The organism is Paenibacillus sp. FSL W7-1332, from assembly GCF_037969785.1.
Taxonomy (GTDB): Bacteria; Bacillota; Bacilli; order Paenibacillales; family Paenibacillaceae; genus Paenibacillus_AQ.
In genome coordinates this window covers 6,280,337-6,303,951 of the sequence record NZ_CP150209.1, presented here as the reverse complement: position 1 = coordinate 6,303,951, position 23,615 = coordinate 6,280,337, and the positions used below count along the sequence as shown (strand labels likewise).

General features: G+C 51.8%; 22 protein-coding genes and 1 riboswitch. Of the genes, 12 read left to right on the top strand and 10 right to left on the bottom strand.

Annotation, left to right across the window (positions count from 1 at the left end; all coding sequences use genetic code 11):
* Window positions 1–194: 194 nt before the first annotated feature.
* Window positions 195–881, top strand: coding sequence for a potassium channel family protein (locus tag MKX98_RS28600; RefSeq protein ID WP_194544528.1), 687 nt, complete (start codon window positions 195–197; stop codon window positions 879–881).
* 70 nt (window positions 882–951) lie between these two features.
* Here the strand turns inward: MKX98_RS28600 and MKX98_RS28595 are convergent, their stop codons facing one another.
* Window positions 952–2,331, bottom strand: coding sequence for an aldehyde dehydrogenase (locus MKX98_RS28595; protein ID WP_194544527.1), 1,380 nt, complete (start codon window positions 2,329–2,331; stop codon window positions 952–954).
* Window positions 2,332–2,427: 96 nt separating this feature from the next.
* Between MKX98_RS28595 and MKX98_RS28590 the strand changes: the two genes are divergently transcribed.
* Window positions 2,428–3,336, top strand: coding sequence for a metallophosphoesterase (locus tag MKX98_RS28590; protein ID WP_220683918.1), 909 nt, complete (start codon window positions 2,428–2,430; stop codon window positions 3,334–3,336).
* A gap of 233 nt (window positions 3,337–3,569) precedes the next feature.
* On the opposite strand, the gene MKX98_RS28585 is transcribed toward MKX98_RS28590, so the two are convergent.
* Both MKX98_RS28585 and MKX98_RS28580 read right to left on the bottom strand, forming a co-directional pair.
* Window positions 3,570–4,379 (bottom strand): histidinol-phosphatase, encoded by an 810-nt coding sequence (locus MKX98_RS28585; protein ID WP_194544525.1) that lies wholly within the window; start codon window positions 4,377–4,379, stop codon window positions 3,570–3,572.
* Between the two features lie 53 nt (window positions 4,380–4,432).
* The gene (locus tag MKX98_RS28580; protein WP_194544524.1) at window positions 4,433–5,335 is read right to left on the bottom strand and encodes a LysR family transcriptional regulator; all 903 of its coding nucleotides are present in this window, start codon (window positions 5,333–5,335) and stop codon (window positions 4,433–4,435) included.
* A gap of 418 nt (window positions 5,336–5,753) precedes the next feature.
* On the opposite strand from MKX98_RS28580, the gene MKX98_RS28575 reads away from it, so the two are divergent.
* Window positions 5,754–6,212 (top strand): chemotaxis protein CheX, encoded by a 459-nt coding sequence (locus MKX98_RS28575; RefSeq protein WP_071222422.1) that lies wholly within the window; start codon window positions 5,754–5,756, stop codon window positions 6,210–6,212.
* A gap of 94 nt (window positions 6,213–6,306) precedes the next feature.
* Window positions 6,307–7,080 (top strand): SDR family oxidoreductase, encoded by a 774-nt coding sequence (locus MKX98_RS28570; RefSeq protein WP_339219809.1) that lies wholly within the window; start codon window positions 6,307–6,309, stop codon window positions 7,078–7,080.
* 11 nt (window positions 7,081–7,091) lie between these two features.
* Here MKX98_RS28570 and MKX98_RS28565 read toward each other — a convergent pair whose 3' ends face one another.
* A complete protein-coding gene (locus MKX98_RS28565) occupies window positions 7,092–7,925 on the bottom strand; it encodes a nucleotidyltransferase domain-containing protein (RefSeq protein ID WP_339219807.1) in 834 nt (277 codons plus the stop codon).
* 44 nt (window positions 7,926–7,969) lie between these two features.
* Window positions 7,970–8,911 (bottom strand): YafY family protein, encoded by a 942-nt coding sequence (locus MKX98_RS28560; protein WP_339219805.1) that lies wholly within the window; start codon window positions 8,909–8,911, stop codon window positions 7,970–7,972.
* 147 nt (window positions 8,912–9,058) lie between these two features.
* On the opposite strand from MKX98_RS28560, the gene MKX98_RS28555 reads away from it, so the two are divergent.
* Window positions 9,059–9,811 carry an alpha/beta hydrolase gene (locus MKX98_RS28555; protein WP_339219803.1) on the top strand — a complete coding sequence of 251 codons (753 nt, stop codon included), beginning with the start codon at window positions 9,059–9,061 and terminating at the stop codon, window positions 9,809–9,811.
* On the opposite strand, the gene MKX98_RS28550 is transcribed toward MKX98_RS28555, so the two are convergent.
* Entirely contained in the window at window positions 9,798–11,078 is a 1,281-nt protein-coding gene (locus MKX98_RS28550; RefSeq protein ID WP_339219801.1) for an adenylosuccinate synthase, read from the bottom strand. The two genes, MKX98_RS28555 and MKX98_RS28550, sit on opposite strands and share 14 nt — an antisense overlap.
* Before the next feature lie 209 nt (window positions 11,079–11,287).
* On the opposite strand from MKX98_RS28550, the gene MKX98_RS28545 reads away from it, so the two are divergent.
* The 4 genes from MKX98_RS28545 (at window position 11,288) to MKX98_RS28530 (ending at window position 15,861) form a co-directional block, all read left to right on the top strand.
* Window positions 11,288–12,172 carry a LysR family transcriptional regulator gene (locus tag MKX98_RS28545; RefSeq protein WP_339219799.1) on the top strand — a complete coding sequence of 295 codons (885 nt, stop codon included), beginning with the start codon at window positions 11,288–11,290 and terminating at the stop codon, window positions 12,170–12,172.
* A gap of 254 nt (window positions 12,173–12,426) precedes the next feature.
* On the top strand, window positions 12,427–13,773 hold the full coding sequence (locus MKX98_RS28540; RefSeq protein WP_220683922.1) for a DEAD/DEAH box helicase: 1,347 nt from the start codon (window positions 12,427–12,429) through the stop codon (window positions 13,771–13,773).
* Window positions 13,774–13,891: 118 nt separating this feature from the next.
* Window positions 13,892–14,644 carry an ABC transporter ATP-binding protein gene (locus MKX98_RS28535; protein WP_071222429.1) on the top strand — a complete coding sequence of 251 codons (753 nt, stop codon included), beginning with the start codon at window positions 13,892–13,894 and terminating at the stop codon, window positions 14,642–14,644.
* Complete coding sequence (locus tag MKX98_RS28530) at window positions 14,641–15,861, top strand: ABC transporter permease (protein WP_339219796.1); 1,221 nt, start codon at window positions 14,641–14,643, stop codon at window positions 15,859–15,861. Before MKX98_RS28535 ends, MKX98_RS28530 begins: the two co-directional genes overlap by 4 nt.
* A gap of 130 nt (window positions 15,862–15,991) precedes the next feature.
* Here MKX98_RS28530 and MKX98_RS28525 read toward each other — a convergent pair whose 3' ends face one another.
* The 3 genes from MKX98_RS28525 to MKX98_RS28515 form a co-directional block, all read right to left on the bottom strand.
* Window positions 15,992–16,108, bottom strand: a complete 117-nt coding sequence (locus MKX98_RS28525) for a sporulation protein YjcZ (RefSeq protein ID WP_083397722.1) — start codon at window positions 16,106–16,108, stop codon at window positions 15,992–15,994.
* Window positions 16,109–16,280: 172 nt separating this feature from the next.
* On the bottom strand, window positions 16,281–17,579 hold the full coding sequence (locus tag MKX98_RS28520; RefSeq protein WP_194544516.1) for an aminotransferase class I/II-fold pyridoxal phosphate-dependent enzyme: 1,299 nt from the start codon (window positions 17,577–17,579) through the stop codon (window positions 16,281–16,283).
* A gap of 127 nt (window positions 17,580–17,706) precedes the next feature.
* Window positions 17,707–18,321 (bottom strand): pyridoxamine 5'-phosphate oxidase family protein, encoded by a 615-nt coding sequence (locus tag MKX98_RS28515; protein WP_194544515.1) that lies wholly within the window; start codon window positions 18,319–18,321, stop codon window positions 17,707–17,709.
* A gap of 125 nt (window positions 18,322–18,446) precedes the next feature.
* Between MKX98_RS28515 and MKX98_RS28510 the strand changes: the two genes are divergently transcribed.
* The 3 genes from MKX98_RS28510 to MKX98_RS28500 all read left to right on the top strand — a co-directional run bounded on the left by MKX98_RS28510 (window position 18,447) and on the right by MKX98_RS28500 (window position 22,371).
* Window positions 18,447–19,913, top strand: a complete 1,467-nt coding sequence (locus MKX98_RS28510; protein ID WP_339219794.1) for a PLP-dependent aminotransferase family protein — start codon at window positions 18,447–18,449, stop codon at window positions 19,911–19,913.
* A gap of 59 nt (window positions 19,914–19,972) precedes the next feature.
* Window positions 19,973–20,758, top strand: coding sequence for an AraC family transcriptional regulator (locus MKX98_RS28505; protein WP_113060056.1), 786 nt, complete (start codon window positions 19,973–19,975; stop codon window positions 20,756–20,758).
* A gap of 758 nt (window positions 20,759–21,516) precedes the next feature.
* Window positions 21,517–22,371 (top strand): SDR family oxidoreductase, encoded by an 855-nt coding sequence (locus tag MKX98_RS28500; RefSeq protein WP_339219792.1) that lies wholly within the window; start codon window positions 21,517–21,519, stop codon window positions 22,369–22,371.
* Window positions 22,372–22,446: 75 nt separating this feature from the next.
* On the opposite strand, the gene asd is transcribed toward MKX98_RS28500, so the two are convergent.
* Window positions 22,447–23,250 (bottom strand): archaetidylserine decarboxylase, encoded by an 804-nt coding sequence (asd, locus tag MKX98_RS28495; protein WP_071222436.1) that lies wholly within the window; start codon window positions 23,248–23,250, stop codon window positions 22,447–22,449.
* Between the two features lie 164 nt (window positions 23,251–23,414).
* Window positions 23,415–23,527, top strand: a riboswitch (TPP riboswitch).
* Window positions 23,528–23,615 lie beyond the last annotated feature (88 nt).

Sequence of the window (23,615 nt, the reverse complement as noted above, 5' to 3'; positions counted from 1 at the left end):
GCTTTCGTTCGTCTCGCATGCGTGTTTTGGCGCTATTTTTTAATACGGGCTCGGCCGGACATGAACGTTGTATAAAGTGAGCAGAGGCGAAACTACAAGTGACCTCCAGGTGCATAAATACCGTTACAAGGGTAATAAAGGTGTAATGGTACGGTCTGCAGCTTCAGACCTCAAGCCAAAGGAGGGACTTGAAAATGTCATGGTGGATGTGGCTGCTCAATTTGACGGGCTTCCTGCTGTTGATTTATTTGTTCTACAGCATGGACAAGAAGTGGTCCAGCAGGCCTTTGCTGCTTGCCCCACTGCTCATTTATGTCCTGGTATCGGTTGAAGATTTGCTTGGGTGGATCGATCTGATGAACGTGGTGCCCGGAGATGGCGGCATGCGCGCTCTAATCCTGTTGTTTTCATTATGTTCCGTTATTTTCTATGTGCTGTATATATTCGACAAGATTGCAGACTCCGTCCATCAGCATGTTGATATGAAAACAACCTTGGTCCGGATCAGCATGGCGGCGGGGATGTGCATTTTGTTTTTCACGATGGTGTATATGTCGATCTATAAGCTGTTCGGAGGCACTTCCTTCGAAGGCGAGAACCTTGGCCAGGATTTGCTGAGCCAGTTCATTACCTTCCTGTATTTCAGCATGGCAACGTTTGTCACGGTCGGGTATGGCGATGTAGCCCCAATCGATAATACGTCCCGGCTTGTCGTAGTGCTGGAGATTGCCTTCAGTTTCATTACCGTTGCGTATGCGCTGTCCATGCTGGGAACGCTGCGCCGGATTTTCACACCGGGCGATGATGGCTTGGATGTGGCTGGCAGTGAAGAGAAGGCGAAGGCCAATAAGCCGCATCGAAGAAAGCATTCATCCATGTAAAAAAGCGCATCTTTGACGATGCGCCTTTTTTATTTGTGCTAGTGGCAATTGAGCAAGGTCTTAGTTAAAGCTACGGCTTCATCAGCTTTTTCAGAATGCCGAGCCCGTTCTTGGAAGGATAGCGGAATTTGAAATCGAACCGGTTGGTCTGCTTGAGCACGCTTTTCTTATGGGAGAAGGTATGGAAGCTGTGTTCCCCGTGGTAGGCGCCCATCCCGCTCTCGCCGACACCCCCGAATGGAAGGAAGGGAGTGGCCAGATGCATCAGCGTATCGTTGACACATCCCCCGCCAAAAGAAACCGAGGAGAGCACGTAATCCTGAACGTCTTCATTCTCCGTGAACAAGTAAAGGGCGAGCGGCTTGGGACGGTGATGAATCGCCTGGACAGCTTCGTGTACATCTTCATATGTCAGGATCGGACACAGGGGGCCGAAAATCTCTTCTTCCATAACCGGCATATCCCAAGTGATATCGTCCAGCACGGTGGGCTCGATGCGCAAGTTCTCCTTAGAGCGGTTCCCGCCATGGCGAAGGGTTCCATTGTTCAGAAAGCCGGACAGCCGCTCAAAATGCTTCTCCGATACAATGCGCCCATAGTCGGGATTAGTTAGAGGGTTCTCGCCGTAAAACGAAGTGATGGCGTCTTTCAGGTGCGCGATGAACTTCTCCTTGACCTTGCTGTGTACGAGCACATAATCCGGCGCGACGCAGGTTTGGCCGGCATTGGTATATTTGCCAAATGCGATACGTGCTGCCGCCAGGGCCAGAGGGGCATCCTCGTGGACGATACAGGGGCTTTTGCCTCCAAGCTCCAGCGTCACCGGGATCAACTGCTTGGCGGCGGCTTGCATGACGATTTTGCCGACATGGGTACTGCCGGTAAAAAAGATATAATCCATTGGCTGCTCCAGCAAGCTTGTGCTTACCTCGGGTCCTCCCTCCACTGAAGCCACGTATTGCGGGTCAAACGTCTCCGTGATGATGGACGTAATGAGTCCGGATACGTTAGGCGTCAGCTCGGAGGGCTTTACAATCGCGGTGTTCCCGGCGGCCAAAGCTCCGATCAGCGGAGAGATGGCCAGTTGCCAAGGATAATTCCAGGGAGCAATAATCAGTACCGTACCGTAGGGCTCAGGGTAGACCATTCCCTTGCTGCCTACATGCGTCAATGCGGTTTTGACTCGCTGCGGCTTGGCCCAGCGCTTCAGATTCTTTAGGATGAAGGAAAGCTCCTTATACACAATGCCGATCTCCGTCGTGAAGGCCTCCTGTTCACTTTTGTTCAAGTCTTTGCGAAGGGCCTCCATAATATCGTTTTCCCTGGCAATCAGAACCTGGCGCAGCTTGGTCAGCTGCTGCAGACGGAAATCCACTTCCTTGGTGATGTCTTTATGAAAAAAACGCCGCTGAGCTGAAACTAATGCTGCGATCGAATCGTTAACAATCATATGTAAACCCCTCTCTGTTGTTATTCTATGTATATGAATAACCATAAGGACGATAAAACCTGTACTCTTTATTATTATATAGGAGGATGTCCATCTATGAGAAATCCATCCTCGGCAGCCTCCCATGGCACAGCCCATGAAGGGGGAAAGCGAGAAGTCATGCAGACGAAGATGTCGCGCCGCCAATTTCTGAAGATGGGTGTTTCCGCCGTGGTCGGCGTTGGCGCTGCAGGCGGGGCTTACGCATCGTTATGGGAGCCTCATCAACTGGACATTACAAGACTGACTTTGGCGCTTCCTTCACTGCCCAAGCCCTTTGACGGGATGAAGGTCGTTCAGTTTAGCGATTTGCATCTGGGCTTTCATACCGGGGCAAAAGATGTGGCACGCTTGGTACAAGCCATTCAACAAGAGAAACCGGACATGATCTGTTTCACGGGGGATATGGTGGACGGCAATACAGAGGATATGAGGGCTGCCATTCAACCGTTCACCGAGCTGAAAGCTCCTCTCGGCCTTTTTTCCATATTGGGTAACCATGATTACGAAGACGTGGAGACTCTGATCTCTTTGGAGGAAGAGGCCGGATTTCACGTGCTGCGGAACACGGCCGTGAAGCTGAGGCGGGAGGGTGCCGTCATCGCCGTGGCAGGTTTGGACGACGTATTCTGGGGGCAGCCGGATCCGGCTGCGGCCATTCAAGATTTACCCGACGGGATGTTCAAGCTGCTCTTAATGCACGAGCCGGATTATGCAGATACGACTGCGGCCTATTCATTCCATCTCCAGCTGTCGGGCCACAGCCATGGGGGCCAGATCCGTTTGCCCTGGATTGGCGAGGTGATCACGCCGCCCGGGGCAAAGCGCTATGTGCAAGGACTATATACCACCGGTTCGCAAGGAATGTTGCTTTATGTAAACAGGGGAATCGGCACGACGCAGCTTCCTTTTCGCTTCTTATGCAAACCTGAGCTTACGGTGCTTACCTTGCGCTCCATGACATAATGGGACTGAAATATGTGATCTGAACATTTCAAGATGAAAGGATCACTTGGAATTTGTTACACAAATGAAATATACCTGTTATCAAACTCTAACAGCCGCGGGTTAAACTTATCACATGACCCCCTTTTGAGAATATATATTATGTTTTGGACCCGGTAACGGGTCCACTTTTTTTTGCCTATTTTGTTGTGCTTTCTATATAAATACAAAAAAACAGAAGGAGGTGTACCCCATTAAAGAGGTACGGTCACCTTCTGCTTTTGTTCGAAATATACCCATTCCGTGTATCCGATTTCTTTGAGCACTTTAGCGACTTCGTCAAATTCATCTCCAACCCTTGACGGCTTGTGAGCGTCGGAGCCGAAGGTGACGTCAACACCGTGATGGTGCGCGACCTCCAAGATGGCGTTCGATGGATACCAGCCGCCGCACAGCTTGGTTTTGCCGGACGTGTTGATCTCGATGGCAAGGCCCGATTCCGCGATGACTTTCAACGTTTCCTCAATTGCTTCATCGGCCTTGATTTCGGAGAACAGCGGATAATAGCCTTTCATGGCGTCCATATGGGCGATGATCTGGAACATGCCGCTTCGTGCGGATTGCCGGATCAGATTGAAATATTCCTCTTTATCGGCAACCTGCTGCTCCGGCGTAAGTTTCTTCCAGCGGTTTTTATTGAAGATGCTAATATCCCTGACGTGATGGATGGAGCCGATGATGTAGTCAAAAGGGTAGGCCGCTAACTCCTGCTGATAAACCTGGGCGTGGCTCGGAAAATAATCGGATTCAATGCCCAGCAAGACCTTGATTTTACCTTCATATTCCCGCTTTAAGTCCAAAACTTCTTGTACGTACCCGGCAAAGTCGGCTTTTGCCATGGTGGTGGTCGGGAAGGGGTGTTCCTCCGGACTTCCGAAGTATGGTGTGTGATCCGAGATTCCAATCACCTGTAAATCTGCCGCAATCGCGGCCTCGATATAATCTCGAATGTTGCCGTCTGCGTGACCGCAGCGGAAATGGTGGGTGTGCAGATCAAATTTCATATTGACCTCCTTTATAACGCTTGATTTCTTATTATTCTAGGTTTGATGCGGCGTTATTCGCTGCTGATGAACTGTGTTTCGGGCATGCCTTTCAGGTCACTGAGGAATTGACGCATAGCGGAGCTGACGTATCGTCCGCTCTTATAGATTACGCCGACAGGGTGGCTGACTTCAAGCTCGCTCAGGGGAACAATCTGCAGGGTGCCGTTGCGCAGCTCCGTCGCGACGGACTGCTTCGATATAATCGCTGCGCCCAAATTGATCTCGACCATCCGTTTAATTTCTTCGCTGCTTGACAGTTCCATGACAACCTGCGGCTCAATGCCGTGCTTCTTCATTACGTCGTCTGCGAAGCGGCGGCCAACGGTATCGCGCGTTAGCAGAATAAGGGGGATTCCGCCGAGCACATCCATGCTTGCCGTGGAGAGTTTGGCTAGCGGATGCTGAGGGGATACGACAAGCTCAAAGGTATCGTAGTATAGAATGGATGTGCTTAAGTTGGGATTGCGCTCGATCAGATAACCGATCCCGATGTCGATGAGCCCGTTCTCCACGCTGTGGTAGATTTGCGAAGAGGCCATGGATTGAATGGTTGTTTTAATATGAGGGAATTGATCCTGAAAGTAGGAAAGTACCCGTGGCAGGATCTGAATCGCTATGGAAGTGGTTGTACCCAGCTGAATATGACCCTGGGGAGTTTGATCAAGGTCGGATAGCCGCTGCTTCAGCTCATCGACGATCCCGAGGATTTGTTCGGCATGGTCCACGAAGACCTGTCCCCGGTCGGTTAACGTTACGGGCTGGCTCCGGTCCACCAGCACCGTTTTAAATTCTTCTTCCAGGCTCTTGATCTGGGCGGATACCGCCGGTTGTGTCAGATTAAGAAGTTCTCCCGCTTTGCGAAAGCTCATCGTTTTGGAGATGGTAATAAGCGTTTCCAATTGGCTGATGTTCATAGCCTTCCTCCTTACTTGATATATTCTTCCGCTCATCTATCGCGTGCAATCTGTATTATTTAAATTATAGGTTATTCTTCCCGGTGGAGCAACGAAGGGAGCAAACCTGACTGTTTTCGGCCGAAAAAATGAAAAACATTTTAATTTCCATTTAATTATTATTAAAAGATGGGGAAACCTTCCGATAATAGTAAAGTAGACATAGAAAAAAGGTGAGACCAAAGGCCCGTTTAAGCGAAAGGAATATCTTCGTACTAAAGCGTTTCAAGCGATAGCTGACATGGAAATACAGTTGTTGGAATGAGGGCTGTCGCTATTTTGTGATGATTTATTACAAGGTATCCATTATAATGTTTAAATATATAGGTGGGACTTTGGGACCCTGACCAACAACCCAGTGAAAGGGGCGTAATGAGGAATGAAAGCGGAAGTCATCAATCCTTTTTTAGAGTCCGCACGACACGTGATCGAACAAGTCATACAGGTTTCACCTTCCACGGGGAATCTTGGGGTCAAAGAGATCGGATATTTGGAGAATCATATCTGGATCCAAATTGGCATGACAGGCCAAATGAACGGTGACATTGTATTTGGAATTCAGGAGCAGGTAGCTCTGCAGATGGTATCGGTGATGATGGGCGGCTATGTCATTACCGAGATGGATGAGATGGGGCAAAGCGCGATTTCAGAGCTCGGAAACATGATAAGCGGCAATGCCAGCACCATTTTATCGAACCAGGGCGTCAGCGTGGATATTACGCCTCCCAAGGTAATGAAATCGGATAGCACGTCAAGTCTTATTCAGAAGAAAGCCCTTTGTATTCCGCTGAGAATGGAAGGAATCGGGGAGCTGGATATTCAAGTCATGATTTCATAAAATAGGAGTAATGAACCCAATAGCCGTGCATGCAAGTCTCTGTAAATAAGGAGGAATCATGAGCTGTGCCGGCGAAGAAAGGGATAATGAAATCATGTTAAAAAATAAAGTTGTCGTCGTAACGGGAGCATCCAGCGGAATCGGCGCTTTGATCGCGGAGAAGCTTTCTGCAGAAGGAGCATATGTGGTGCTGTGCGCCCGTTCGGTAGAACGTCTGCAGGAGGTGGGTGCGCGAATGCCGGGCCCCCATGAGCTTGCAACCATGGATGTTCAAAGCCCAGAGCAGGTGCAATCTGTCATGGAGGGTCTTCTTCTTCGCCATGGCAGAATCGACGTGCTGATAAACAATGCCGGCTATGGCAAGTTCGAAGCCGTTATGGACATGCGCCAAGAAGAGTTTCAGGACATGATGGACATCAATTATATGGGCATCGTGCGCTGTACGCAAGCCGTGCTGCCAGGGATGCTGGAGCGGGGTGACGGCCATATCGTAAACATTGCATCCATGGCCGGAAAAATCGGAACGGCCAAATCCACCGCCTATTCGGCCACGAAGCATGCCGTGCTTGGGTTCAGCAATTCACTCCGGCAGGAGCTGAGGAACACAGGCATAACCGTGTCTACTGTAAACCCCGGCCCCATCGATACCCCGTTTTTTTCCTTGGCCGATCCGTCAGGCGGTTATGTCCAAAATGTGGGCTGGTTTATGATGAAGGCCGAATATGTTGCGGATCAGGTCGTGAAGCTGGTGAGAAAGCGCAAGGAAGAACTCAATCTTCCGAGGCTGGCCTCACTGGGCATAAGGCTGTATCAGCTGTTTCCGAGGTTTGCAGATCGCGTGTCTTACAAATGGATGAATAAGAAATAACGGCTGCGGCGCTACAACGCTTCCGTTTCGGCAACAAGCTCCTGAAGCAGCGCAGTGGCTTGTTTTGTTTTTTCTGCATCTGATGAGATCAGTGTGATTACTTGGTCCACGCGCTGCTTGTAATTGGTTGGCTTGATGGGAAAGGTTTCGATCATGGCCACCGCACGCTTCTCATTGATGCAGTACAACTCATTTTTGGCAAACAGCACTTGATTCAAGCTCGAAATGCAGCGGAAGCAGTGGCCGGTTACATAGCTGATATCATCGCTGGCAGCTGTTTTATCCGCAAACATCAAGGAGAAGGATGCTTCGAAGGTAAAGAAACCAACGATTGCATCCTTTAATGCTTTTGGATAAGGAACCGTTTTGGCTTTCAGCGTCTGTATTCGGTTATCCGAATCCCACAGTATGCGGCAAATCGCGATTTCCCCCATATACATCACATTGAGATAAGCATGCGGATGTCCGGTTTGGTAATGCGCGGATACCGTGCCTGCGGAACAGTCGTCGATGATGCCGGATACGCGGCGTACATCACGGAATAAGAAATCCACATGATAGCCCTCGATCATTAACCATCCGCCCCCGTTAACCCAGGCGCCCCATTCACCCAATGAAGTGATAATCCCCTCCCGATGCTCGTCATCTAATTTCTTCGCCACCTTAGCGATGTTCTCTACCTTGAATCCTTGTGATTCATCGTAATAAATGCCGATATCGATATCGGAATCCGGTTTGGCGGTTCCTTTGGCTCTGGACCCCCCGAGTACGATCCCTGTAACGCCGGGCACCTCCCGAAGTTCTTCCGTTATCCGCTGGATCAAAGAATCAACTTCTGCAATCATGCATGTTCCCCTCCTTAAATGTTTTATACGGAATTGATCTACCCTTATTTATACCTTAGCCTCATGGATTCAATTTTGTCGCGGGTCCATTGGACGGCTTCAGCTGGGGAGATGATGGTAGCATCCTCTCCGAGACGCCACACATAGTCCGAATAGAAGAAGATGTCGGCCGCTGGTATTTCAAGCTGAATAATTCCGCTGCCATCCTTGTTCTTATGGATATGGGGGCCGAGGCGAGTATCCGTTTCAAGCAGCCAAACCCCTTTGGAAGTTAATTGTACCTCAAACGGCTTCATTTCCCCATCCCCGGTTTCCGGTATGTCACGCAGCGTTTGGCTGGCGATATCTTCACGGATCGTTATGGACTCATTGAGGCTGGCAGCAATGATCCGGTCGACTCTGAACTGTCTGATATCCTCTTGAGTAAAACAGTAGGCCGGACAATACCAGTAGCCCGAGCTTGCATACAAGCCGATAGGCTGAATATGCCGCTGACTGCTTCCTGTGGATGAACGATAGGAGATAGTGACCACTTGCCGAACCATGATGGCCTCCATTAGCGTTTGTAAAATCTCGCTGGACATCGCACGGAATGGACTGTGGATCATAACGCGATCCTTAAGACGGTCGATCTGCTCCTTGGTATCTGCCGGCAAATAATGATAGAACTTGTGGAGGGCCGTGGCGGCTCCGTCACCGAACGGCAGCGTGCTGAAATAGCTTAAGGATTGGCACGCAAAAAAGATGGCGGTCGCCTCGCTTTCCGTGAAACTGATCGGCGGCAGCATCCGCTCCTGCAGCAATCTGTATCCGCCCCCTCGGCCTTGCACAGAGTAGATGGGAACGCCGAGCCCGCTCAGCTCATCCAAATCTCTTGAAAGAGTCCTGACGGAGAGCCCGAATTCATCGGCCAGCTCTTTTACCGTAAACGATTTTTTTGCATTGATCATCATCATTAATTGAATCAGACGCTGGGATTTCTGCATAGGAGTACCTCCGTCTCATATCATTTATTTTATCTTATTCTTTAAATAAGACAATATTTGTCTTATTTAAAAGATATGATGTTCTCAAGAAGCAAGGGTTCACGCTGAATCCTTGGAGCAGGGTCCATTAAGGGAGGAGAATATAGAATGAAACAAGACATGACTAAAGAAGAGCTGGGATTTGTTTTTATACACGGAGCAGGATTGAACGGAGGAGTATGGGATTACGTTGTGGAAGGGCTGGGTCATCCGTATTTGAAAGTGGAATACCCCTTGCGGGATCGGAATGTGATTTCCGGACATCATTTGGGGCTGGAGGATTACGTAAACCATATGGCGGAGCAGGTGAGAACGTGGGGGACGAACAAGTTTGTCATTGTGGCTCATTCCCTGGGCGGGGTATTGGCTATGGAGCTGGCCTCCAGGTTCACAGGCCGTGTTGCCGGTTTTGTAGCCATCGGTGCGGCTATTCCTAAGCGCGGAGGTTCATTTGTTTCGGTGCTTCCGTTTCCTCTGAGGGCCATCATGCCGATCATCCTGAAAACGGCTGGCACGAAGCCGCCTGAATCCGCAATCCGTAATGGTCTGTGCAGTGATCTGCCGGAGGAGCAGGCTTCCCGAATCGCAGCGGAGTTTGTTCCTGAATCCCGCAGAGTCTATACGGATCGCGTTCAAGCGTCTATTCCCGATGTGCCAAAGCTTTATGTGAAGCTCACCCAAGACAAAGAGTTCGGATTATCCACACAGGATAGCATGATAGCCAATCTGTCTGCAGATGGGGTGGAAAGTCTCAGCACCGGCCATTTGCCAATGCTGAGCGATCCACGTGGAGTCCAGCGGATACTGGATGGCTTCGCAAATCAAGTGAACGAAGGCCGTCACCCGGTTATCTCATCATAATCTGATCCCGTCTCGGGCCGACGGATATCGTCTTGATAGGAACGCCAATGGACGATTCAATGAACTGCACATATTGCTGCGCGGCTTCCGGGAGCTCGTCAAAGGATCGGATATGCGACAGGTCGCATTTCCAGCCCTTCAGTGTTCTCAGAACAGGCTTTGCAGACTGGAGATCGGCCGTTACCGGAAAATGGTCAATGATGCTTCCGTCCTCTAATTCGTAGCCAACGCATACGGGGATGTCATCCAGGTACCCCAGGACGTCAAGGTTGGTGAGAACGGCTTCGGTAGCTCCCTGCACCATGCAGCCGTAACGGGTGGCCACCGTATCAAACCATCCCATTCGTCTTGGCCGGCCGGTCGTTGCGCCGTATTCGCCTGCATCGCCGCCACGGCGGCGGAGCTCATCCGCTTCATCCCCATGCAGTTCGGTCACGAACGGGCCGGCGCCGACACAGCTTGAATAAGCCTTAACTACAGCAATGACTTGGCTGATGGCGTACGGCGGCAGACCAGCTCCGACCGGTGCATAGCCTGCCAGCGTGGAAGAGGAGGTGGAGAACGGGTAAATCCCGTGATCCGGGTCCCGCAGTGCCCCTAATTGGCCCTCCACGAGAATAGGGTCGCCTTTCATATAAGCTTGCTGCAGCATCGTGGTGGTATCCTCGATATATGGAGACAGGAGCCGGAAGGACTCCAGCAGTTGCTTGGTCATCTCATCAACGTTTAGCGGCTCTCTCCCATACAGATGCTGCAGCTGCACGTTCTTGATGGCAAGCATCTGCTCGAGCCGTTCACGAAGTCGCTGGGGATGGAACAGATCAGCTACCTGAATGCCCAGCTTTGCATATTTATCAGCATAAAATGGCGCGATCCCGCGTTTCGTAGAACCGTATCCCCGGGCGCCGAGCCGTTCTTCTTCCAGTTCATCCAGCAGCCGATGAATAGGAAGCACGACTTGTGCGCGCTCCGATATAAACAGTTTGGGGGCGGGGACGTTCCTTGCTTCCAGCTCCTGCAGCTCCTTGATCAATACCTCCATATCCAAAGCGGTTCCCGGACCGATGATATTCGTTACGTTTGGATAGAATACACCTGACGGCAGCATATGCAGCGAAAACTTCCCATAATCGTTAATAATGGTATGTCCTGCATTGCTCCCTCCCTGAAATCGGACGACATACGACGATTGCGCCGCAAGAACATCCGTCATTTTTCCTTTGCCTTCATCTCCCCAATTGGCTCCTACTATGGCTGTAACTGTCAAAGCATGTTCGCCTCCTACGATCTTTTTCTTTTACAGGGCTCATTATATGAGTTGTATTATCATAAATAAAATTGATATTAGTAATAGTAGACATTAGTTTCATTTATGTTATACGATTCTGTAGAGAAGAATACGGGTAACGGGTGAATTCTAAGCTGATCTTTCGATAAAGGTTCCCGTTATCATAGGATAAAATCGAGGTAATCATAATGGAAATCAATATGGAGTGGTATCGTGTCTTTTATTGGACCGCCCGGCTTGGCAGTTTATCGCGGGCAGCGGAGCATCTGCATATCACCCAGCCGGCCGTCAGCCATACCATTAAGCATTTGGAGGGAACGATCGGAGGACCGCTGTTCTTTCGGACAACCAAGGGGGTTAAACTCACGTCGGAGGGTGCTGTGCTGTTTCGCTATATCGAGCAGGCCTTCAGCTTTATCGAGATCGGCGAAAAGGCGATTGCGGACATGCATAACTTGCATAGCGGCGAAATTAATATTGGAGCAAGCGATACGTTGTGCAAATATTATTTGCTGCCGCATTTGGAGTATTTCCACGCCACCTATCCGGATATACGCATCCGCATCTCCAACCGCACAACCCCGGAAACGCTGTCCCTTCTCAAGGAAGGGAAGATTGATTTTGGCATCGTTCATTTACCGGCCTCCGATAAACAAATCGATTTTCGTGCCAGTTCGCCGATCCATGATTGTTTAGTTGCCGGGAAATCATTTGTGGAGCGGGCACAGTTACAGCACCCCTTGTCCCTTCGCGATATCGGGAACTACCCGCTGCTTATGCTGGAGAGGGGCGGGAGCACAAGAAACTATGTCGATCAATATGCAAAGAGGCAGGGAGTGACGCTGAAACCCGAGTTCGAGCTTGGCAGCATTGAGCTGCTGGTACAGTTTGCCCGGAGCGGCTTTGGACTGGCTTTTGTCATTCGCGACTATGCTAACGAGGAATTGCAGGGAGGACAGCTGATCGAGGTGCCGCTCCATCCGCCGATTCCCGAGCGCAGCATAGGAATTGCAACGCTTCAAGGTATACCGCTATCTGCTGCCGCCAAGTCATTTCTTTCTCTTTTGCCTTAGACAGGTCGGTGACGAGCTATTCGAATGCCATATTCGAAGTGCTGTTCACTGCCGTTTAGGATGTTTGATTTGGTGAGGACTCCTGTTTTGGCATATAATGAAAAAGAGTGATCAAAACTTGGTAGGAAACACGCCTGCTACCACCGTATGAAGTAAACAAACCACATGTATCGGAAGGTTTTTTCTAGCGATATCAGGCAGACGCGCTTTGGAATTATAGACTTCTGATATCTAAAAAAAGGATGGACTAACATATGACTGCAACTACATTTCATACATTAGGAATAGCCGAGGATTTGTCCTCCAGATTAACGGAGTTTGGCATTGTCACGCCTTCTCCCGTTCAGGCTGAGGCTATACCGCCCATACTCGAAGGCAAGGACGTGCTTGCGACTTCCCAGACAGGTACAGGCAAGACGCTGGCTTATTTGCTGCCTGTGCTTCAGGGCATCGATCCGGAGATCAAGGGAACACAGAAATTGATTCTTGCTCCGACACAAGAGCTAGCCGTACAGATTGTGAGAGAGAGCGAGCGTTACGGGGAAGCCCGCGGAATCGGTGTGCTCGGTCTCATCGGGGGCGCCGCGGCCAAGCGTCAGATTGAGAAGCTGAAGCTGCATCCGCAGCTGATCGTAGGAACGCCGGGACGCGTGCGGGAGCTGATCGAAATCCGGAAATTGAAGATGCACCAAGTAAGCACGATCGTAGTGGACGAGGTGGATCAGGTATTTAATCTGGGCGGCGCCGGGGATGTGGATCGCATTCTGCGCAGTGCATTACGCGATCGTCAATTGGTATTCTTATCCGCCACGGTGAGTCCGGAGACGGCAGAGCTCGTCAAGAAGGAGATGGATCAGCCGGTCGAAATCGGGATTGATCCTGAGCAGCGGACACCGTCCGCGTTGGAGCATTATTATTTTGTGACCGAAGAGCGTGACAAGTTGGACATGCTGCGCCGCGTAGTCCGGCATTACAATCCCGACCGTGCGATTGTCTTCGTCAATGCCACCGAGGATTTGGCAGAGGTTGAAGCGAAGCTGAACTACCTCGGCTTAAATGCGGCTGCCATCTATGGTGATGCCGACAAGATGACTAGAAGCCGGGTTTTGAATGCGTTTAGAGAAGGGCGTACCAAGCTCTTGGTGGCTAGCGATGTCGCTGCCCGCGGACTTGATATCGAAGGACTCGGCATGGTCATCAATTACGATCCGCCTATTGACGCCGAGCATTATACACATCGCGCAGGACGTACTGGACGCATGGGTCGGAGCGGCATGGCGATCACGCTCGTAACGGACCGTCAGACGTTCATCATGCGCAAGTTCAATCGCGAGCTGGGCATATCGATTGAAGAACGCGCTCTGTATGGCGGGAAGGTTAGATCTCCTCGTGCTACACCGGCCGATCGAGGACATGGTCCGCGTGGGTCAGCCGGAGGTCCTGCCCGAAAAGAGAAACCAGCTCGAAAGCCTGCTTCCACTAGCGCCAATGGTAAGGCGGGAAGCGGTAAGGCTTCGGGTGAGCGTCAGAGTGAAAGGGAGCGGGACCGCAAGAACAAGGGCGCTCCGAAATGGCTGAAGAATAAGCCGCCACGGAGCTAATGGCTGCAGGCTCCATCCATGCGGAGCTTGCAACCGGTATGTTGTTTTTCGGGTCCGATTCATCGGATGTGGTCGACATCCATAGGGACCGGACTTTCAGAATAAGAGGTGATCGATAATGAGTGAACAGCCGGTATTGTCTGTTCAAGGGTTAAGCGGCGGGTATAGCATGAATCGACCGGTTCTGCATGATGTAACCTTTCAGGTTGAACCGGGTGAGATGGTAGGTTTGATCGGCCTGAACGGGGCGGGCAAGAGCACCACGATGAAGCATATTCTCGGACTGATGAACCCGCAAAAAGGGAGCATTCAGGTGCAAGGGAAGAGCCGGGCAGAGCATTCCGAAGCTTATCACGGCGCTTTGGCGTTTGTCCCCGAATCCCCGTTGCTGTATGAGGAGATGACGGTACGCGAGCATCTGGAGTTTACGGCGCGCTCCTATGGCGTATCCCGTGAAGATTATGAGTCGCGTTCGGAGCAGCTGTCCAAGATGTTCCGCATGGAAGAGAAGATGGACAGCCTGTCCACGCATTTATCCAAGGGTATGCGCCAAAAAGTGATGATCATGTGCGCGTTTGTCGCCAGACCGTCGCTGTACATTATTGACGAGCCCTTCCTTGGGCTTGATCCGCTCGGGATACGTTCGCTGCTTGACTTCATGCTGGAGCTGAAGGCGTCCGGCGCTTCGGTACTGCTCAGCTCCCATATTCTCTCCACGATTGAGAATTATTGCGACCGGTTCATCGTGCTGCACCGCGGCAGCATCATTGCTCAGGGAACGCTGAAGGAAATCCAGGACCAAGCCGGAAGGCCGGGGATGTCGCTGGAGGAGCTGTTTAATGTGCTGATTCAGGATGGTAAAGGCGAATGAACCTGCGTGAGCTGTATGTCAAACGACGCGGGCAGTTCTGGGGTGAAATTCTCCCCTATCTGGGTTATGTCATACAGAGCGGGGTAGCCGTCGTATTTCTGTTTCTGCTGATTGCATTCGCTGCCTGGTATACTGCACTACTGCAGCAGATTCCGCCAGATCTGCCGATTCGCTGGATCATGATGATTTTCCTTGTGCCCCTCATGATCAACAGCAGCATCCGCACCTATCTGCGTCCGGCGGATACGGTGTTCCTCATTCCGCAGGAATCCCGGATGAAGGAATACTTCAGTACAGCATGGTTCAGTGGCGTCATTTATAAAATCATCGGTTTGGGACTGGTGATGTTAATCCTATGGCCTCTATACATACGCAGTGATGTTTCGCCAAAACCGCTGCTGGCAACGTTTGTTGTTCTGACGCTGTTTAAACTGCTGTCAAGCTTCGGCAGCTGGAAGGAGCAGCTTATGGTGTCAAGGAATGCGGCGGCAGCCTACAGGGTACTCCGCTGGATCGTTCCGGCGCTGAGTTTAGCCGCCTGGTTATGGCATCCAACGGGCCGAGCCCTCCTGTTCATGGCGCTGCTTGGCCTCACGTATGTTGCGGCCTTGTCAGTACCCGCCAGGCACCTGGTTGCTTGGGAACGATTCATCGCCGTTGAGGAGCGACAGGCGAGCCGGGTGATGATGGTGCTGAGCTGGTTCGTGAATGTGCCTCAGCGCGGGCAGCGTGTCCATGCGCGGAAATGGCTGTCCGGATGGGGCAAGGGCTTGGCGTGGAAGAAGGAAAGCGCCTATCGCTTTCTTCTCATTAAGAGCCTGACGCGCAGTGATATTCTGGGCATACTGATTCGGGTCGGATTGCTGGGTGCCTTTCTTGTGTGGGCAACCCGGGAGAGTCTGGTATCGGCGATTGTGTATCTGGTCAGCCTGATGATTATCGGACTCCAACTGTCTGCACTGCGAAAGCTTCACCCGGAATCGTTCTGGCTGCATGTCTACCCGCTTCCGGAAGGTACGCGCCGCGACAATGAAGGGAAACTGATCTTCCAGGTGCAGCTGTTCTGGGCTGTCCTCCTGTGGCTCCCACTCATTCCGGACATCCTGAGTGCCCCCGGACGCATATTGGGTACGCTGGCTGCGGGGATCGTGCTTGTATTTCTGTTCCGAAGCGCTGCTGCCCGGAAGAGCCGACGTGAATATGATGACGACGAATAAATGGGAAGAGGCCGGGACGTTAACGTCCCGGCCTTCTATTGTAATTATAGTATGGGTTATTCCGGTTGCAGAAATCGCAGTGCGTGGTGTGGCGACCTGCGATTTCTGTTAGGCTGTTATCTAGTTGTCGTTACACCCAGAAAGAACGAGTGATGATAACGAGCAGGATAAAGAGAACCAGGATTGCTCCAACTCCGTATCCACCGCCGTATCCGCCGCCGTATCTTACTTCTTCAACTGCACCCATGTTCATTCCCCTTTCAGTTCGTTGATTTGTAGTACACGGTATTGTATGTAGCTAATGGTCTATGTGTATGGGCGAGCGTTTATTTGTGGCAGAAGAAAAAATGAAGACCGGGGATGATTCTCCCCGGTCTTTGTTATGTTTGAACGGTTATGTTGTTGGATGCAGCGGATCATTAAACCTTCTGCAGGTCTTGAATCCCTTTGTAGACCAGGTCGAACAGATCCTCCAAATACTCCTCGTCAATACAAGAGAAGGCGATCCGGAGATCATGCTCGCCAAGGGCGATGGTTCCCACGCCATACTCATGGATGAGATGGGAACGGAGCTCCTCGGCATTTACCGTGTTCAGCTTCAGGCACATGAAGTAGCCGGAGTTGAACGGATAGTATTCCCATACATCGCCGTATTTGCCGCTGTCGAGAATGGACTTCACTTTGTTGGCGCGGCCTTTCATGATGGCAAACTTCTCTTCCTTCTGTTCATGGAATTCCGGCGCCTTCAGCGCCTCCAGCACAAAGGTTTGCGAAGGGTGGGAGGCGCTGGATATCGTAGCGCGAATAATGCCGAGCGTCTTCTGCTCCAATGCGTCCAGCACGTCTTTATCTTCTGCCGCATACGTGATAAAGCCAACACGGAATCCCCATACGAATTCTTCCTTGGTCGCTCCGTCAACCTTCACAGGAAGCACGCGAGGGTGAAGGCCTGCCAGACGTCCGAAGAGTGATTCCTTCAGCGAATCTTCAAAGAACAATCCGAAATACGCATCATCCGTAACAACCACAATATTCATGCCGGCTTCGGCCGCTTCCTGGATTGCGGACACGATGGCGGCCCCTTCCTGAGCGCCAGGCGTATAACCCGTCGGGTTGTTCGGGAAGTTCAGCAGAACGACCGCTTTGCCTTTATCCTTCTGGCTCAGCAGAGCCTGACGAAGTCCTTCGGCGTTAAATTTCATATCGTCTGTGAAGAGAGGATAGGTTACATGAATGCCATGGCGGCGAATGCCGAATGTCAGCTCATAATTCTCCCAATTCTTATCGGGATAAATAACGGCGTCCCCTTCATCCACGAACAAATCGGCTACGATGCTAAGACCATGCGTCAGCGCATTCGTAACGATCGGATTGCTGAAGCTCTTGCCTTCAAGCGAAGGGTTCTCCTGAATCATCTTGTTTCGCCATACGGAGCGCAGCTCCGGCTTGCCTGCCGGAGGGGCATACGGGTACAGATCCTTCGGCTGGTAAGCCGAAAGTTTGTCCTGGATGACGCCCAGATGCATCGGGACTCCGCCTTCGGTTGCAATACCGATCGTAGCGTTATATTTTTTCGCATGGCTCGTCGCTTCCGCAGATTGGCTCAGTATGCCTTCTTTCGGGAAGTAGATTTCTTTGCCGAGTGTGGAGAGCATGTCGTACACATGCGGATTGCCGGCTTGCATTTTTCCATTCAATTGACCAACCAATGGGTTCATGAACTGATTCCTTCCTTCCGAATACTTTTGGTTAAGGTAAGTGTGCAGGTGACAAGTTGCCTTTACGTTTTCATTGCCTAACATTATACCACCTACCCCAGGAACCGTCACGGATAATTGTAATGCTTTAACGCAGTCCAGGGTGATACTTGCAGATCAGTCCGGCGGTTTCTTCATCCCGCTCCTTGCCGCGGCATTCGAGCCCTTCGACTACGGTCTGGAGCCGATCCGGCTTCAGGTTCTGGCCGAACTTGAATTTAGCGCTCATTCGCTGCGGAGCGAGCTTGATGACGGCTACCCCTTTCAGTCTGGGGATATAAGCCCGGTCATTCGCGTCGATGGCGCGGTATCCGCCTTCAGGCTGCAGTTTAGTCATTAGGGCCTCCATCGCAAGGGCTTTTTCCTCCAGATCATCCACGATTACCACTTCGCCGACAGCCGTTACACTTTTAAAGTAGGCCGTGGCCGGGCAGGCCATCTCCGGATCGGAGAAATAAGAAGGGATTAGTGCATACTCATCGGCGATGGTAAAGCACACGGCGGGCGTCCGGCGCAAATGGTCCATTTTTTCCCCCATCCGGCTGCCATGAAAATAGAACGCACCGTTAACATAGGCGTAGTTCAATGGCGTTACACGCGGAATTCCCTCTTCATCGGCTGTTCCAAGGAAACCAAAGCTCATGCCGCTAAGGAAGTCCTCAATTTCTTGTTGATCCTCCATCGTAAATTCGTCTCTTCTCATGGTTAAACGCTCCCCCTATCATTTTGATTAACAGCATACGATGAACATTGACAAGGAAAAAGTGCCAATTTAGAGTAATTTATATAGTCCAATTTTATTGAAATAACAATAGAGGAGTCGTCATTATGGAGCTGGGATTGCCATTCGAGACCTATGTGGAACAATATCGATATAAATATTTGGCTTTGTACCACGCAATTCGCGCGGCCATTCATAGCGGCAAGCTGCCGGAAGGAACCCGACTTCCCGCGACACGGGAGCTTGCAAAGCTGTATGGCGTGTCCAGGGGATCGGCCGCGCAGTGTTATGACATGCTGATGGCCGAGGGTTACGTCGTATCCCGGCAGGGCAGCGGAACTTATGTTGCCGAAGGGATTGCTGCGATGGCAGACCAGCCGCCATCGGCCGAGCGGGCGCCAGTGCTCTCCGCTTGGGGACAACGCCTGATGGACCAGAGCGGGGAATATGTCTCGGCACAGCAGCTGCTGGAGGAGCCTCCCCCGGGTAAGATCTCTTTCGCGAATGCGAGGATGCCCATGGAGGATTTCCCCTATTCGGAGTGGCGGAGCGCGTTATCCTACGCAGGCGGAAGCGGGGGAATCGAACTGCAGAACGGCGCGCCGCCGGAAGGGGATCCCGAACTGCGACAGGCGATAGCCGGACACCTGCGCTTTACGCGGGGCATACAGGCCGATCCCGAGCATATCGTGATCTTCAGCGGTTCCATGCAGGGGCTTGTCCTGATGTTTCAGCTGCTGATTGATCCCGGCGATCACGTGGTGATGGAGGATCCGGGGTATCAGGGAATCCACCGGGGCATAAACCTGAGCGGCGGGATTCCGCTGCCGTCCCCCGTCGACGATGCCGGATTGATACCGCGTGACTGGGACGCCGGCCTGCTTGTCGTAAGCCCCAGCCGTCAATACCCGACGGGCGCGGTCCTGCCGCTCGAGCGAAGAAGGGCGCTGCTGAATTGGGCACGAAGCCGCCAGGCCTTTATTATCGAGGATGATTACGACAGCGAGTTCCGCTGGGGCGGCAAGCCGATTGAGCCCTTGCGGATGCTGGATAACGAGGGGCGTGTCATCTTCGTCGGTTCGTTCTCCAAAACGATGTTCACCGGGCTCCGCATCGGGTATGCCGTGCTGCCCCCAAGCCTGGTTGAGGCGGTCGTGCAGGCCAAGGCTCTGTACGAGCCGATCTCACCTGCCGTATTAGAGCAGCGCGCGCTGGCGCGCTTTATTGTGCGGGGAGGATACGGTCGGCATCTTAGAAGAATGACCCGGCTGTACGGCGCGCGGTATGGCGCGCTTCGCCAGGCGATGGATACCCATGCCTCCGAACTGTTTCGACTCCATCCCGGCGATGCCGGCCTTCACGTCTACGCCAATTGGCTGCGCTCCGCGGAAGAGTATGCCCTGTTCCAGGAAGCTGCCCGCAAGCGCGGCGTCATGTTTCGGGATGCAGCGGCCTATCATCGTGCGCCCGGGCCGCCTGCCGCCTGCTTCGGCTTCTCGCATCTCGGCATATCCAGCATCGAGGAAGGGGTTGCGCGGATGGCGCAGGCATGGCGGGACATGCAAAAAACATAAAAAACGGGTATGATGGAAAAGAGGTCAATTTTTGAATGAGATGAGGGGGTTATGACGTGATGCTGAATGCATCGCCGTCTTCTTTTATAATCATGCCTGCGCTTGCCAAAATCGTATGTGAGCCGGGCTGGAAATGGCAAAAACGCGAAAGACCCATGCAGAATTATGATTTGTTCTATGTATGGAGCGGTGAAGGCACGGTCGAGCTCAATGACGAGCCCTTTGCCGTGGGAAAAGGAAGCTGCTTCCTGTTCCGACCAGGAGATCATACGAGCGCGACGCATAATCCGCAGAAACCGCTCGTATTGACATATATCCATTTTGACGTGGCCGACCCGGTTCAGCATATCCCTGCATCCTATCGCAAGCTGACGGAAACGATGGATTTCGAATATTTGCTCGCGCGCTACGTGCGTTTATATCTGGACAAACCCTATGGATCATTGGAGGAGGGGCAGCTTATTCTGAAACAGCTGATGATTCATCTGCTGCGTTCGGATCTCGCTGAGCCGGTGGTCAAAAAAGCAAGCAATCAGCTGTCCGAGGCGATCCATGAAATCGCGAATTACGTTCGCCAGCACCCGGGGGTTCCCCATCGGGTCGAGGATTTGGCGGCCAGAGCGGGGTTGTCCCCCCGTTACTTCTCGATTAAGTTCAAGGAGCTGATCGGCACGCCGGTGCAGTCCTACATCATTCAGATGCGGATCGAGCGGGCGCAGCATCTGCTGCTTCATCAAGGGATGAACGTAACGGAGGTAGCCGACGCGCTGGGTTACCGGGATATATTCTTTTTCAGCCGGCAATTTAAGCAGTATACGGGCAAGAGCCCATCCGAGATTCGGTGATTTCCCGCTCTTCCATAACTTACCTGGCGGGTCGAAGGGCAAATGGGTTTCATAGCAAGCGATTTAGGGTAAAAACGACATACAGTTTCATTTTGAAGGGGGGAGAGAGGAATGAGCCCAAGAAGACGGGTGCGTGGACGTTTCTTTAGTCGCGGTGGCTGCGGTATTTTCAGAAATCGCTTGCGCCGCATGAAGACAACGACTCAGGATCATCAGAATGTGTGGTTTTAACGAGACCTAGGCCTACATACGGGGGACATTGAATCCCGTTATCATATACGCTTTTCTCTGGATGAACGCAAAAGGGAGCTAAATGGCTCCCTTTTTTTGATATGTATTGGGGTCCCCGCAAAGTATTTGGAATAAGCATCGGAGCATAGGCTCCACTTTGTGGGGCATTTTGTTTTTGGGGTCCCCGCAAAGTATTTGGAATAAGCATCGGAGCATAGGCTCCACTTTGTGGGGCATTTTGTATTGGGGTCCCCGCAAAGTATTTGGAATAAGCATCGAAGCATAGGCTCCACTTTGTGGGGCTATTTAATGGATGTACATGGGAATAGGGAGTCTGTCTGATTACGTTGTAAAAGGGTGCATATACGGATAGGGACTCTGTTGGCATTGCGAAAATTTGTTATATTAGGGATATGTATAAAGCGCGCTAAACGCAGGGTTTTAAGAGACCGGACAGGCAGTTCGGATAACGGAAGGGTGACGGGTGTGACGGAGAGAGCGGCATTGGCGGAGCAAGCGGTGATCCGGTGGTAACGGCGGGAGCAGGAAAGGTTGCGCTGATCACGGGCGCGTCGAGCGGGTTCGGACTGCTCATCAGCTTGGAGTTGGCAAAAGCGGGCTATGACGTGGCAGCGGGTCTGCGCAGGCCGGAGGCGGCTGCAGAGCTGATGACCCGAGCCGAACAAGCAGACGTTGTCAAACGCATTCACGTATTCCAGCTGGATATATGCTTGGAGGAACAAGTCAAGGCTGCTGCTTGGGAGGTAGAGCAGAAGTTCGGCCGCTTGGACGTGCTGGTGAACAACGCCGGCGAAGCGGTAGGCGGCATGGTGGAGGAAGTACCGCTCAGCGACTGGCGCAAGCAGTTGGAGACGAATTTATTCGGGACCGTATCGGTAACGCAGCATATGCTCCCGCTGCTGCGCAAGACCGGACGATCCAAAATCATTCTCATGAGCAGCATTAGCGGCGTGGTCGGCTTTCCGGGTTATGGTCCCTATGCGGCATCCAAATTTGCGCTGGAGGGGTTTGGTGAGAGCCTGTCCATGGAGTTGATGCCCTTTGGCATCGATGTCGTACTGATCCAGCCCGGTGCCTATGGCACGCCGATCTGGAATAAAAGTTTTGGGGAGCTTACGGTAAAGGAAGGATCACCCTACAGCGGTCTGCTGAAGGGCGTGCTGGACTATTCCGAGCGGACAGCCAGGGGAAGCGGGGATCCGCAGGAGGTAGCCAGGCTTGTGGCAAACATTGCGTCCATGTCCAAACCGAGGTTCCGCTATACGCTGCCCCGAGGTACGCGGCTGACCGCATGGATCAAGGGCGTGCTGCCGGATCGGCTGTTTCAGCGGATCGTTTATCGGATGCTGGACAGGCGTTAATCATTCATGCAGCGAATGATTCATGGCCTTAACTTGTCATGCGATGCTTGGTGAAGCTTGTTAAGGTGAATGGCGTTACCCTTTTCTGGTTGGGGACGGGTGTAGCAAACCAAGCAGCTCTCCCATCTTCACCTTGGAGCCGGGTTCCAGGTCACCGCGCGGAGTAAACGTGCCGTTCTCTGTCAGAAGCACGACGGTAGAGCCGAATTCAAAGTACGCGAGTTCATCGCCGATCTCGTATTTCTTCACGTTCTCGTCAGCATAACGGATGCTGCTCACGTTCATGGCTCCGACCTTCACGACGGCAACTTCGCCGAACTCATGCGCAATATAGGTAATGAGGCGCTCATTACGGCTGAGCACATGCCGGATATGGGTCATCGCAAAATCGTTCACGGGGTAAACGCGTCCCTTCAAATGCTCGCTTTCCGCCTGAACACCGGTTACCGGGGAATGAATGCGATGATAGTCGGTTGGGCTTAAATACAATACAAATGCATAACCGTTGATGTAGTTTTCCATTCTCGGTGATTTGGCGAGCAGCTCGCTCAGGGTATAATCCTGTCCCTTGACGCTCAGAATGGTGCCGGCATTAACGGCGCACATCGCCGAAATCGTGGCATCGACGGGGCTTACCATGGCATCGGCGGTGTCGTCTATGGCGCGCAGGCCTATTTTTAACCGGCGGGAAAAGAATTCGTTCAGTGAGCGGTATTCGTGGATTTCTTTCTCCGCTTCATGCGCCGGGATTTGATAAATTCGTATGAATGCAGGTATTAGATGACGGCTCAGCCGGCTGTGGGAACAATGCCCCATGATTCGGGACAGCCACTTGCGGGAGGACAGCTCAGTCATCAGACGCAGCAATTGTTTAGCCATGTCATTCTCCTTTGTGCATAGGTGTCAGCAATAAACGTTGGTGGAAAAGCCAATCACTCTGATATTGACATAGAATGAGCTGGAAATCAATAAATAGCCATTTTTGAAAAAAGGTTCTTGCTAATTGGAGAACGAATGTGTATTTTAAGATTAACATGAAACCGAATAGGGAATACGGGGGCTTGAGTGAATCAGGCTGAGATTGCAGCTGTTATCCGCTGTTGACCGTTAATCTGAACTGGGTAATGCCAGCGTAGAGAATATCCGACCCTGCCTACATAGGGCCTATTTTTCCGTCTGCGCGTTTTCCAGACGGTTTTTTGTTGTGTTTATACAAAAATAGAGGTGGAGAGGGGAATGTGTGG